The 12,143-nt window shown below is 66.5% G+C and carries 10 protein-coding genes and 2 pseudogenes; 7 read left to right on the top strand and 5 right to left on the bottom strand.

Going from position 1 to position 12,143, the window contains the following annotated elements:
* Positions 1-90 precede the first annotated feature (90 nt).
* Positions 91-930, bottom strand: a complete 840-nt coding sequence (locus tag ACZ4LX_RS37140) for an alpha/beta fold hydrolase (RefSeq protein WP_467651603.1) — start codon at positions 928-930, stop codon at positions 91-93.
* A gap of 382 nt (positions 931-1,312) precedes the next feature.
* On the opposite strand from ACZ4LX_RS37140, the gene ACZ4LX_RS37135 reads away from it, so the two are divergent.
* Positions 1,313-1,900, top strand: coding sequence for a TetR/AcrR family transcriptional regulator (locus tag ACZ4LX_RS37135; RefSeq protein WP_467651601.1), 588 nt, complete (start codon positions 1,313-1,315; stop codon positions 1,898-1,900).
* A 225-nt stretch (positions 1,901-2,125) separates the two neighbouring features.
* Here the strand turns inward: ACZ4LX_RS37135 and ACZ4LX_RS37130 are convergent.
* Together ACZ4LX_RS37130 and ACZ4LX_RS37125 are read right to left on the bottom strand one after the other, a co-directional pair.
* Positions 2,126-2,333: pseudogene (locus ACZ4LX_RS37130) on the bottom strand (hypothetical protein); the annotation flags it as partial.
* A 263-nt stretch (positions 2,334-2,596) separates the two neighbouring features.
* Positions 2,597-4,090 (bottom strand): MDR family MFS transporter, encoded by a 1,494-nt coding sequence (locus tag ACZ4LX_RS37125; protein WP_467651599.1) that lies wholly within the window; start codon positions 4,088-4,090, stop codon positions 2,597-2,599.
* Between the two features lie 525 nt (positions 4,091-4,615).
* Here ACZ4LX_RS37125 and ACZ4LX_RS37120 point away from each other — a divergent pair.
* The 5 genes and pseudogenes from ACZ4LX_RS37120 (at position 4,616) to ACZ4LX_RS37100 (ending at position 9,196) form a co-directional block, all read left to right on the top strand.
* Positions 4,616-5,818, top strand: a complete 1,203-nt coding sequence (locus tag ACZ4LX_RS37120; RefSeq protein WP_467651597.1) for a cytochrome P450 — start codon at positions 4,616-4,618, stop codon at positions 5,816-5,818.
* Positions 5,819-5,843: 25 nt separating this feature from the next.
* On the top strand, positions 5,844-6,824 hold the full coding sequence (locus ACZ4LX_RS37115) for an aldo/keto reductase (protein ID WP_467651595.1): 981 nt from the start codon (positions 5,844-5,846) through the stop codon (positions 6,822-6,824).
* A 250-nt stretch (positions 6,825-7,074) separates the two neighbouring features.
* Positions 7,075-7,618: pseudogene (locus ACZ4LX_RS37110) on the top strand (transposase); the annotation flags it as partial.
* Positions 7,619-7,712: 94 nt separating this feature from the next.
* A complete protein-coding gene (locus ACZ4LX_RS37105; RefSeq protein WP_467651593.1) occupies positions 7,713-8,825 on the top strand; it encodes an IS4 family transposase in 1,113 nt (370 codons plus the stop codon).
* Positions 8,822-9,196, top strand: a complete 375-nt coding sequence (locus ACZ4LX_RS37100) for a hypothetical protein (protein WP_467651591.1) — start codon at positions 8,822-8,824, stop codon at positions 9,194-9,196. The genes ACZ4LX_RS37105 and ACZ4LX_RS37100 overlap by 4 nt, the downstream gene beginning before the upstream one ends.
* A 34-nt stretch (positions 9,197-9,230) precedes the next feature.
* Here ACZ4LX_RS37100 and istB read toward each other — a convergent pair whose 3' ends face one another.
* Together istB and istA are read right to left on the bottom strand one after the other, a co-directional pair.
* Positions 9,231-10,001 carry an IS21-like element helper ATPase IstB gene (gene istB, locus ACZ4LX_RS37095; RefSeq protein WP_467651589.1) on the bottom strand — a complete coding sequence of 257 codons (771 nt, stop codon included), beginning with the start codon at positions 9,999-10,001 and terminating at the stop codon, positions 9,231-9,233.
* Positions 9,998-11,416, bottom strand: a complete 1,419-nt coding sequence (gene istA / locus ACZ4LX_RS37090; protein WP_467651587.1) for an IS21 family transposase — start codon at positions 11,414-11,416, stop codon at positions 9,998-10,000. Before istA ends, istB begins: the two co-directional genes overlap by 4 nt.
* 257 nt (positions 11,417-11,673) lie before the next feature.
* Between istA and ACZ4LX_RS37085 the strand changes: the two genes are divergently transcribed.
* Positions 11,674-11,814 carry a hypothetical protein gene (locus ACZ4LX_RS37085; RefSeq protein ID WP_467651586.1) on the top strand — a complete coding sequence of 47 codons (141 nt, stop codon included), beginning with the start codon at positions 11,674-11,676 and terminating at the stop codon, positions 11,812-11,814.
* Positions 11,815-12,143 lie beyond the last annotated feature (329 nt).

Below are 12,143 nucleotides of genomic sequence, written 5' to 3'. Positions count from 1 at the left end.
GACCCGCTACGACAAGACCGCCGAGTCCTACCAGGCAGCCGTCACCCTCGCCTCGCTGCTGATGTGGGCGTGACACTTTGACGACAACTCCTAGCCCGGACAGGGTTCCGTGCCGCGGTGGTGGACCGCCCGGGCGAGTGCCTCCACCATGTGGCCGGCCAGCCCCACCGGGTTCTGCGTGTGGGCGAGATGCCCCTGCCCCGGCATGACGGTGACGTGGGCGCGCGGCAGGGCCGACGCGATGCGCGCGAAGGCGTCGCCATAGGGGGCGGTGCCCTCGTTCTCGGCTCCGAGCAGCAGGGTGACGGGCAGTTCGAGGGCGCCGAGCGCCTCCAGATCGGTGGGGTGTTCGTTGAGCGCGGTCAGCTCGTGGAAGAGAGGGGCGGCCAGCGGCCTGAGGACCTCCCAGGTATCGCTTTCGCGCAGCCGCGCCACGTACTGCGCGGAGAACCCCGACATGTCCCGGTTCACGATCTCCACGGCACGGTCCAGGTCGCCGGCGGCGTCGGCCTCCCGCAGCGCGTCGAGCACCTGGTTGCCGAAGGGCCGTACCACCGGTTCGTAGAGCGTCAGAGAGTGGACGTACCGGGGGTGCCGGGCGGCGGTCTCCAGCGCTACCAGTCCGCCGAAGCTCCAGCCGAACAGGTCCACCCCCTGCCGCGCGTCCTCCTCGGTAGTGATCACGTCCAGCACCTGGCTGAGGTCGTCGATCTCGGTGCGGAGCGAGTAGCCCGGACCGAGCGCGCTGCTCGGCCTTCTCCCACGCCGGTTGAGCACGTAGACCGGTCCGGCCACGTCCAGCGCGTCCACGACCGGCTGCCACGAGGCGGCGTCGGCCATGACGCCGGGCACGATCAGAAGCGGCCGGCCCAGACCCGCACGCCGGGTCAGGGCAAGCGAAATGCCCTCGCGTTCTACGTGCTTCAGCACGATGTGTACCTCCTGAAGTGATCCCCGTGCCCGTGGAAAGGCACATATGGGAGGCACAACGACCGCTTGGACAAGGAGAAACGGCGGACTCACGTCGGAATGTGCGTTCTCGATCACGGTGGAGCTGTGTTCCCGGCCAGGCCTGTGCAGACGCGGGAAGCCGAGAGACCCGGAAGCGGCACGTGCGGACCCGCCGCCCGTGAACTGTCAGGCAGCGCGCCGGACCGGACGGTGGCTGGACCTCTCATCAGCGTCTCCGTCGGCCCCTGCCGGGATCGTGTTCTGGCGGTGGTTGCGTGTCGCGCATATGGTGCGTGTGGCGATTGTGCGGGTTTCGGGGGTGGGGGGCTGGAGTGTTCTGCTGGTTGTCTTGGAGCGGGTGATGTTTGAGTCCGAGTCTGGTGATCTGCGGGCTCGTAGTAGGCGGGTCACGCGTGAGGCGATCGGTGCTGCGGCGTTGCGTCTGGCGTTGGAGAAGGGGCCTGAGGGGCCGGCTCCGGTGCGGGTGCGTGATATTGCCGAAGCTGCGGGGGTCGCGCCGAGGACATACAACAATTACTTCTCCAGCCGGGAGGAAGCGATTTGCTTCTTTCAGAGCGATCGGGCGTGCCGTCTGGGCGGGGTATTGCGGTCCAGGCCCGTGGGCGAGCCGCTGGGTGAGGCGATCGTCGACCCTGCTCCCGACCGGGCGGGGCTGGCGATGATCATGTCTACTCCGGTATTGCGGGGTGAGGCGCTGAAGGCCTTCGCGATGGCTGAGGAGTCGTTGGCTGTCGCGATCGCGGAGCGTGGTGGTGTCGAGCGGACGGAGCTGTCGTCGGCTGTGACGGCTGCTGCTGTTGCCGGGGCTGTACGTGTGGCCGGCCAGCACTGGCTTGCCAGTGCTGGCGCGGTGTCTTTCGCCGAGGTGCTGCGCGAGGCCCTGGGGTGTGTTGTTCCCGCTCGGCCTCTCGGGGCCCGTCGTCCGTAGTGGTTCCTGTTCTGTCGTACGGTCCGGTGCCGCCGCGGCGTTTCGCTTCCCGGATTCCCAGGGTTTTGTGCGGTCTTGGCAGGTTTTCTGTGCCGGTTGTGCCGTGCCGGGGTGCGAAGTCCCTGCTGGAGAGGAGAGCCACCGCCGTCCCCCACTGCTGACGGCCGCGTGGTGTGCCGGGACACGACGCTGCTGCCGGATCCGCCTCAGAACACGGTGGTGCTCGCCCTTTGTCCTCCGGATGGCAGCGTGGTCGGCCTGCTCCGGGATGACGGCCTTGATGCCGCGCCTGCGCAGGTGAGGTCGGTTTCCGCGGAACGATCCCGGATCTTCTTCGGCACGGGGATGAACTGCGCGCTGTCGGCAGCCTGGCCGACGGTCGGACGAGCGCCGACGGGCGACACTTACGGTCGGCGGCGAGGCGAACCCTGCTGGCCTCCCGCCGCTGCCCGCCGGTCTTGAACCGCCGGATCATGCCATCGAACTGCTGCCGCAGGCACACGAGTTACGGGTCGTGCTCGCCGAACGGCAGGTACGGTCCGATGAACTCCCATTCCGCGTACGCCAGTTGCACTCGCGTCATGCATCGTGAGCGTGCATCCGTCCAGGGAAGTACCGACCGTGCTTTGTATGGGTGAGGCGGTTTCCGGTGGGGGCGCGGGCCGGCCGGTGTTGGTGGGTGGTTCGGTTGGGGCGTCAGGCTTCTTTGGGGCGTGGGATGCTGTTGGCTTCCTTCTGCGGTGGGGGTCCGTCCATGATTCGTTTGGGCAGGAGGAGCGTGGGGATGATGGCGAGTGCGAGGAACGCCACGCTCCACCAGAAGGTGTTGTTGTAGGCGTGGGCGAGTGCGTCGGGCCCGGGGATGGTGCCGGGGGCGGTGTCCTGTTGTCTGGTCAGCTCGAACTGGAGGACGACGCCGATCACCGCGGTGCCTGCTGAGAGGCCGATCTGCTGGAAGACCCGCGATCCGCTGGTGGCCCTGGTGAGCTGTTCGGGCGGCAGGCCGATGTAGAGCGCGGTTGTCATCGACAGGACCATCATTCCGAATCCGACGCCGGTGATGAACATGGCGGCCACGATGACGAGGTTGCTCGTGTTCGCGTCGAACTGGGTGAAGATCAGGCGTCCTGCGATGGCGCAGGCGAGGCCGGCCGATCCTACGCGCATGGGGCCGATCCGGTTGAACACCCTGCCCATCGAGAGGGAGGCGAGCGCGGAGCCGACGCCGGCCGCCATCAGGAGGAGTCCGGCGCCCAGCGCGGACTCGGAGTGGACCTGCTGGAGGAACAGGGGGTCCACGAACCCGGCCCCCATGGTGAGGCCGAGCAGGAGCAGCAGGATGCTGGATGTCGCGAAGCCGCGATACGTGAACAGGCGCATCGACACCAGGGCGTCGATGTTCGGCCGTGCCGCGTGCAGTGCGAACGCGGCGACCATGATGGTTCCGGCGGTGAGCGCCACGATGACCTGGATTCCGTCGAAGCCGACCCTGGTGGCCTGGGACAGGCCGTAGACGATGGCCACGAGCCCGGGGACCAGGAGTGCTACGCCGAGTACGTCCAGGCCGGTGCCGCTGCGGGCCTTGATGTCCGGCATGGCCCGTCCTGCCAGCAGCAGCGCGATCAGTCCGATCGGGAGGTTGACGAAGAACATCCACCGCCAGTGGAGGTGATCGACGATGATTCCGCCGATGACGGGGCCGAGTGTCGGTCCGATGACGGCGGGGACGGCCATGAGCGAGACGAGTTGGGCGCGGCGTTCGACGCCGCCGACCCTGATGAGCATGGCCTGGCCGATGGGGGCCATCATGCCGCCGGCGAGTCCTTGCGCGACCCGTGCCGCAATAAGCATTTCCACCGAGTTCGACAGGCCGCAGAGCAGCGAGCCGACGAGGAAGCCGATGAGGGAGAAGTTCCACATCGTCCGGGTGCCGTAGCGGTCGGCGGCCCATCCGGCGATCGGCATGCCGACCATCAGGGCGAGCAGGTAGGCGGTCACCACCCACTGCACCGTGGACACCGAGACGGACAGCTCGTTGACCAGTTTGTCCAGTGCGATGCTGACCATGGTGCCGTCGAACTGCATCAGCAGCATGCCGAGCAGGACGACCCCGGCGACTTTGAGTAACTCCAGCGGAAGTCGTTGTCCGTTGCCTGCCGTTGGGGATTCACCGGCTTCTGTCTGCGCCATCAGCTGTCCTTCGCTCGGCGGGCGCGGACCCGTTCAAGGGCCCTTCATCACGGCGTTACGGTCCCACAAGGTTGCGTGGCACGCAATTCTGTGCAGATACTGCACGTCTGAGTGGCTGTCGGGCGTGGTCTGGTTCAGGTGGTCTTTAGCCAGTTGGGTTTTGCTGGGCGGTCCAGGTTCGATCGGAGGGGTCTCCATGCCGGAGTCAGGCTGCTTACGCAAGCGGCAGCTCGGGGATGAAGCGCGGGTTGCCGCGCGGGAGTGCCCGCACGGCAGCGGCTCGTCGGCAGGCCGGGGCGATGGCGCGCAGGAGGTGTTCGCGGCCTTTGCCGCGCCTGTTGAGACGGGGCGCCGACAGGATCGCCGGCTCGTCGTGGGCGGTCCCTTTCGGTCGCGGTGTCGTGTCGGTTCTGTCGGCCGGCCCAGGGAGCTGTACGGCTTGCTTTCGGGGGCTGCGGACGGACGAGGCGCCAACTGGTCGTATGGGGACCCTTCTCGGGCTGTCTGACAACTTTCGGAGATGCCATGGTTGATGTATCCGCTCAGATGCCGCTTCTCTCGGATGGTGGTGCACAAGCGCTGGGATGGCTGGAACGAATGCGCGATGAGCATCCGCTCTGGGTGGACGCGCGCGGCATGCATCATGTCTTCCGGTACGACGATGTGCAGGCGGTGATGTCGGATCCGGCGCGTTTCTCGTCGAACCTCGGCCGGTTCATGCCGGGCTTCGATGCGGAGCAGGTCAGTGCGAACCTCTCTTCGCAGGATCCGCCGGAGCACCGGCAGTTGCGGCAGTTGGTGAGTCAGGCGTTCACGCCGCGGACGGTGGCGGGTCTGCGTCCGCGGATCGCTGAGATCACCCGGGAGTTGTTGGAGTCGGTGCCCGGTGGGGAGTTCGACTTCGTCGAGCATGTGGCGTATCCCCTGCCGGTGACGGTCATTGCCGAGTTGCTCGGTGTTCCGCCCGGTGACCGGGATTTCTTCCGGTCGTGTGCTGATGCCATGCTGGGCGGGCGGACGGGCGGGCTATCGGCTGCCGAGCAGAGCAAGGCTCTCGCGGAGGCGAACAGGGAGCTGCAGGAGTACTTGTGTGCCGAGGCGCGGCGGTGCAGGGCGGACGGTTCGGGCGGCCTGATCGGGGCGCTCGCGGCTGCCGAGCTGGACGGGCGGCGGTTGACGGATGTGCAGGTCGCGACGTTGTCCGGGTTGCTGCTGACCGCCGGGCATATCACGGTCACGTTGTTGCTCGGCAACATGTTGCTGTGTCTGCGTGAGAATCCTCGTGTCGAGTCGAGGTTGCGTGGGGACAGGTCGCTGATTCCTGCGGCGTTTGATGAGGTGCTTCGGCTTCGGCCGCCCTTTCACAGGGTGGTTCGGGTTTCTACGCAGGATGTGGAGGTGGCCGGTGGGGTCATCCCGGCGGGGGCGGTGGTGATGGCTTCGACGTTGTCGGGCAACCATGATGACCGGCAGTTCCCCGGTCCGGAGCGGTTCGACATCGACCGTTATCCCAACAGGCACCTCGGGTTCGGTCACGGTATCCACTTCTGTCTCGGTGGCCCGCTGGCGAGGGTGGAGACCGAGATCGCGCTGAATCTTCTGTTCGACGAGTTCGCCGGGCTGGAGGTGACCGGGGAGCCTGTCTTCCACGACTCGGATTTCTACGGTCCGAAGCAGTTGGCGGTTTCCGGCCGTCGTTCGGTCGGCAGTGTTGTTGGTCTTGGGTAGTTGTAACGAGAAAGAGGTAGGGCTGATGGAGTTCACGCGTTTGGGTTCGTCGGGGTTGAAGGTCAGTCGGCTGGTGCTGGGCTGCATGAGTTTTGGTGAGGCGTCGGTGATGCAGCCGTGGGCGCTTGATGATGAGGGTGCTGAGTCTGTTTTCCGGAAGGCGGTGGAGCTTGGTATTTCTTTCTGGGATACGGCCAATATTTATGGGATGGGGGCATCGGAGGAGGTTGTGGGGCGTGCGTTGAGGAAGTACACGCGTCGTGAGGATGTTGTTCTGGCGACGAAGCTGTTCTTCCCGATGCGGCAGACGCCGAGTCGTCCGGGGTTGTCCCGCAAGGCGATTATCGAGCAGTTGGATGCGTCGTTGGGGCGGCTTGGTACTGATTATGTTGATCTCTATCAGATCCATCGTTTCGATCCTGAGACCCCGGTGGAGGAGACGATGGAGGCATTGCATGACGTGATCAGGGCGGGCAAGGTGCGGTATATCGGTGCGTCGTCGATGTGGGCGTGGCAGTTCGCGAAGTTGCAGCATGCTGCCGACGTGAATGGGTGGACGAAGTTTGTTTCCATGCAGGATCAGTACAGTCTGCTGCAGCGTGAGGAGGAGCGGGAGATGTTCGGTCTGCTGGCCGATCAGGGGGTAGGGAGCCTGCCCTGGAGTCCGCTGGCTGCCGGGCTGCTGGCGCGTCCGTGGGGTGAGGGGTCGACGGTGCGTGCGGGGACGAACCGGCCTACTGATCCGTATGGGCGTCCGTTGTATCTCGACAGCGACCGGGCGATCGTGGGGGCGGTGGAGGAGATCGCCCGGGCGCGTGGTGTTTCGATGGCGCAGGTGGCTATGGCGTGGGTGTTGAAGAACCCGGTCGTGGGTTCCCCTCTTGTGGGTGCTACCAGGCCTGATCACCTGGTTGATGCCGTTGCCGCGCTTGATATCAGGCTCACGGACGAGGAGATCGCCTCGCTCGAGTCGCCTTATGTCCCGCGTCTGCCGACGCACTTCTGACGTCTGCCGGCGTACTTCTGGCGTTTGCTGAGGTGCTTCTGGCCGGGGCTGCCGGCGTGGTTCTGGCCGGGGCTGGCCGGGGGCGGTGGGTGGTAGCGGCTCGGCTTTCTGTGGAGTCGGGTTGTTGTTGTCATTGAGCGTTTTCGGAGTGGCCACCGGTCGGGTGACGGCGGTGAGGCCGCAACGCACGAGGCACCCGTGCCGTTGAGTGAGATGTTCGAAGTCTCAACTCATTGGCGCAGGTGCATCGTTGGTTCCCTGTCCTGCCGCACTCGACTTGCCTCATGCGATGGTCGAGTGGGTCACGATGCTCATCGTCACCCGCGAGGGTGAACGCCGCTGCAAGCTTCCGCCGCACAAGCGCGCTCGTAGCTCTGGTGTACCTGCGCAAGCACGACACCCTGGCCCAGATCGCCGCCGGCTTCGGCATATCTGTCGGCACCGCCCATGCCTACACCACCGCGGTCATCGACCTCCTGGCCGACCGGTCACCGGGCCTTTTGAAGGCCCTGCGTGAGACCGAACCGGAGTACGTGCTGCTCGACGGGACGCTCGCCGAATGCGACCGGGCGGGCGACGGCCAAGCCGGCTACTCGCACAAACACCGCCGCCACGGCGCGAACGTGCAGGTCGTGACCGACCCAGCCGGCCAAATCCTGTGGATCTCACCGGCTCTGCCCGGCCGGTGTCACGACCTGACCGCGGCCCGCACCCACCGGATCATCCGGATCTGCGAACGCCGGGGTGTCCCCATCCTGGCCGACCGCGCCTATACCGGCGCCGGGCCCTGGGTCAATGCCGCGAAGCTTGAGTTGATCAAGGTCCTCGCTGGGGGAGGGCCTGGTGCGGTGTTCGATGTCGCGTCAGCTACGAGGCTAGGGTTGCTGCATGGCTCAGGGCTCCGTGGGTTCGGGCGGGTTCGTCGCGCGGCCGGACCAGGTATCGCTGGGAGTCTTGGTCTCGGCGGTGCCGCGGTTCAAGGTAGATGAGACCGCGGCCGTTTGCGGGGTGGTCGAGCAGCGCCGGGGCGGGAAGCTCCCTCCGCACGTGACCGCCTATATGGCGATGGCGCTCTGCCTCTTCTCCAACGACGCGGCCGAGGAGGTCGCGCAGAAGGTCACCGGGTCGCTGTCGCAGTTCGGCGTGTGGGACGCCGCCTGGGAGCCGCCGACCTCGTCGGGGATCACCCAGGCCCGCAAGCGGTTGGGCCGCGACGTGCTGCGGGAGACGTTCTACCGGGTGGCTGAACCCGTTGCGACCAGCGAGACCCGGGGCGCGTGGCTGCGCGGATGGCGGCTGACGGCCATCGACGGGTTCGATCTTGACCTGCCCGACTCGGCCGAGAATGCCGCCGGGTTCGGCTACGCCGGCAACGACCAGTCCCGCTCTGCCTTCCCCAAGGCCCGGGTGGTGGCAGTCGTCGAGTGCGGATCGCACGCTTTCATCGACGCCGAGGTAGGGCCGTGGAACCGGAGCGAGAAGACGATGGCGGCCACGCTGCTGCCCTCAACCTCAAACGACTGGCTGCTGCTGGCCGATCGCGGCTTCTACAGCTTTGCCGCGTTCAGCGCCGCCGCTCAGACCGGGGCAGCGCTGTGCTGGCGGGCACCGACGCAACTGTCCCTGCCGGTCCTGAAGGGCCTGTCCGACGGTACGTACCTGTCGGCCCTGGTCGATCCCCGCCTGCGTGGCCACAAGCGGGAGGAACTGCTGCAGGAAGCGAGGAACGGCGCAAAGCCGGACCCAGCCGCAGCCCACGTCGTGCGGGTCATCGAATACGACGTCCCCGACCGCGACGTCGGGGAACTGGTCTGCCTGATCACCACGGTCACCGAGCCGGAATCCGCGACCGCCGCCGAACTAGCTGTCGGCGTACGGACTTTTCTCCCCAGATGCGTACGGACGAACGTCCCCAGCTCCGGCCGCAGGCAGCGGCAACGGGAACGGGACAGAGGATCTCGGTTGAGATCGATGACCCAAGCAGGGACACTCACGCGATGAGCCCCAGCACATCGTCTGCACCGATCGAGCGAGGGTGGGACGAGCCCTGGTATCGGGTCAGCATGGAGAACTTCCAGGCGTCGTTCCTGCCCAGCGACGACGAGGACTTGGACGAGGTCTGCAACGTCGATGTCTTCGTGACTCTGAAGGACGGATCTTGTTGGACCGCGACCGTGTTCACCGTCGTGGAAGTCGAGCGCCTGATGAAGCTCTGGACAGGGACCGACGAGGCCCTCGGGGGCCGGTACTTCTGGGTCTCGGACGGCCTGATCGTCAGAGATCCCGGCATCGACAGCATGACCGGCGTGATCGCCGGCCTGATCGAGAACAGCGAGTTCTCCGAGATCTTTCAACGGGTGATCGACGACTGATCAAGTGCTCGGCTGCCGGAGGCGTCGCAGCTGGTCAGGCCACGTCGTTCTCTCGCTCGATGGCCTTGAGACGGTTTTTGAGCCGGTAGCTGGGGCCGTTGATGGAGACTACTTCGCAGTGGTGGAGGAGCCGGTCGAGGATGGCGGTGGCGAGGACCTCGTCGCCGAACACTTGGCCCCATTCGCTGAAGGTCTTGTTCGAGGTCAGGATGATCGAGCCCTTCTCGTAACGCTTGGAGATGACCTGGAAGACCAGGTTCGCCTCCGCGCGTTCGAGGGGCTGGTAGCCGACCTCGTCGACCACGAGAACGCTCGGCCGCAGGTAGGTGCCGAGCTTGTTCGTCAGCCGTCCCGCGGCCTCGGCGGCCTTGAGGTTGCGGACCATGTCGTCGAGGCAAGTGAAGTAGATCGAGTAGCCGGCCCGGCAGGCCGCGACCGCCAGGGCGACGGCGATGTGCGTCTTGCCGACCCCGGGCGGACCCAGCAGGGCGGCGTTCGCCTTGCCCTCGACGAACGAGAGGGTGGCAAGGTCCTTGACCTTCCGCGGGTCGAGCTCGGGCTGGAAAGAGAAGTCGTACTCGTCGAGCGTCTTGTGGTGCGGCAGCCGGGAAAGCCGCAGGCCCTGGCGGAAGCGGCGGTCGTCGCGGACGGCGAGTTCCTCGGACAGCACCAGGTCGAGGAAGTCGAGATAGCCCATCTTCCCCTCGTCGGCCCGACGGGTGTACTCGTTGATCGTTTCGACCAGGTGAGGCAGACCGAGCTTGCCGGCCGTGTTGCGGATGCGGGTGGAGACCAGCTCGCTCAAGACGTTTCCCTCGTGCTCGGACGGGTGGTGAAGGGACGAGTGCCGGTCAGCTCGTCATAGACCGACAGCGGACGGCGACCAACCTCGACGCGGGTGGCCGCAGCCCGGTTCAGCAGGGCCTGCAGAGGTCCGGCCTCCTCGCCCAGAAGACGCTCTTGGCGGGGCCGGGGCAGGACGTCCCCGGTTGTGGTGCGACGTCCCTTGCCGGTGGGCAGGCCGTCCCAGTGGGCCTCTTCGACGACACGGACCCCGCGGCCGATCGCCCGCGGATGGGTCGCCAGCAACGTCTCACCGCTGCTGGCCGCGACAGTGGAGTGCAGCATGATCTGCGACTTTGTGGCCCGGATCTCCACCAGCTGACGCGGTCGGACCCTGCGGGCCGGGACCGAGTAGAGGTTGCCGCCGAAGGCGACCAGGCAGTCCTTGCCGACCGGCCGCAGGTGCCGTTCGGCCACCGGATACGGGGTCGGCGGCAGAGGTTTGAGGGCCACGTGGTCGCGGGCGGCCCGCTCTCCGATGATCTGCTGGTGGGTCCTGTGGGCCTGTGCCCGTCGCTGCGGGACCCAGGTGATGAAGGCGGCGTCCAGCTCCTCGACGGAGGAGAAGGATCGGCCGGACAGGACGTGGTCGCGGACGGTGAGGACTTGCCGCTCGACGTGTCCCTTGCCGGTGGGCCGGTAGGCGGCCAGGACGTCGATGTCGAAGTCGTAGTGGCCGGCGAAGCCGACCGCCTCCGGATGCAGCGGGACCGCCTCGCCCGGGGCGACATGGCGGCGGACGACGGTCTTGGTCCGGTCGTAGACGATCGTCATCGGCACTCCGCCAAAGTGGGCGAAGGCCCGGCGGTGGCAGTCGAAGAACGTCTGGAGGTCCTGGCTGGTGGTGAAGCAGCAGAACGGGTCGCGTGAGTACGACAACGTCATGTGGAAGGAGTAGACCTTCGGGATGCCCATGTGGGCGAGGATCTTGCCCTCGTCGCCCCAGTCGACCTGGGCCTGGGCGCCGGGGATGACCTCGAAGCGGCGGTGCATGCCCGCCAGCTCCTTCGGTGTGATGCCGAGTTCCTCGGCGATCCGGGGCCGGGCTTCCTGGACGTAGAGCTTGGTCAGCTGGTAGTTGCCGGTGAACCCGTACTGCGCGGTCAGTCGCTCGTGGATCACTGCGGCCTTTATCAGGATCTCGGCCCGCAGCATCGAGTCGACCAGCGGCGCGAACTCGTCGATCACCCTCGCCTTCGACCGCCCGTTCGGCGACCGGCGCGGCGGGGTCGCCGGCCCCGGAGCCGACAGATACTTGCGGACCGTCTTCCGGTCCAGCCCGGTCTCCCGAGCCACCTCCGACAGGCTGATCGCCCCGGATTCCAACAGACTCCGAAAGCGCCGCAGTTCCAACCAACGTTGCGGATCCAGGACCACCGCCGACCGCCTCCCGTCGCCTCTCACCGACCAAGCAGCAGAGTGCCGAGCAGCAGGTCTCAACGCATCAACAACTGACCCTTTTCATCCGTACGCGGGTGGGGACGTTCACGTGTACGCCGACACTAGCCTCCGCCTATCACCAAAGATGGGAGGAGGAGGCCGCAAACGGCCAGCTCAAGACAGCCCTAAGCGGCCCGGGAAAGGTCCTGCGGTCCAAGAGTCCGGACCTGGTCCACCAGGAAATCTGGGCCTACTTGCTGGTCCACTACGCGATCAACTACCTGATCTGCCAGGCTGCGACCGGCGCCGACATCGACCCGGACCGGATCAGCTTCCTCAAAACACTGAACATCGTCCGCCGCACCGCCACCGGCACGGCGGCCTTTCCCCCCTGAACGCTGGGAAGCGGCAAAAACTGATGTTCTCGCCATGCTCGCCACACGCCGAAACTGCAACCCCGCACGTCGCCACCGCTCCTACCCACGCGTCGTCAAGCGCGCCCGCCACAACTCCTATCGGGTGAAGAGGACTTCGGAATCAGGCACTTGCCACGCGAAGCCGCCCGGCCTGAAGTTCGCCGGTCTCGGGATAGCCCTGCCTGCCACGTCAAGATCAACTTAAGCTTCGTGGCCCCTGGCCTGGGTCGGTGGTGTCGGGGTGGGCCGCTTTTCCCTGGGAGCTTCTCGCCCGGGCGGCGTTCACGTCGGCTGCGGCGGCACCGTTC

The organism is Streptomyces sp. NPDC026062, from assembly GCF_055568375.1.
Note: the sequence above shows the minus strand (reverse complement) of the source record. Positions and strands in the feature narration are given on the sequence as shown.

Coding starts and splice junctions, on each gene's coding strand:
- ACZ4LX_RS37115 (WP_467651595.1), top strand. CDS start 5,844: ATGGAGTTCACGCGTTTGGGTTCGTCGGGGTTGAAGGTCAGTCGGCTG.
- ACZ4LX_RS37120 (WP_467651597.1), top strand. CDS start 4,616: ATGGTTGATGTATCCGCTCAGATGCCGCTTCTCTCGGATGGTGGTGCA.
- ACZ4LX_RS37135 (WP_467651601.1), top strand. CDS start 1,313: ATGTTTGAGTCCGAGTCTGGTGATCTGCGGGCTCGTAGTAGGCGGGTC.
- ACZ4LX_RS37125 (WP_467651599.1), bottom strand. CDS start 4,090: ATGGCGCAGACAGAAGCCGGTGAATCCCCAACGGCAGGCAACGGACAA.
- ACZ4LX_RS37100 (WP_467651591.1), top strand. CDS start 8,822: ATGAGCCCCAGCACATCGTCTGCACCGATCGAGCGAGGGTGGGACGAG.
- ACZ4LX_RS37105 (WP_467651593.1), top strand. CDS start 7,713: ATGGCTCAGGGCTCCGTGGGTTCGGGCGGGTTCGTCGCGCGGCCGGAC.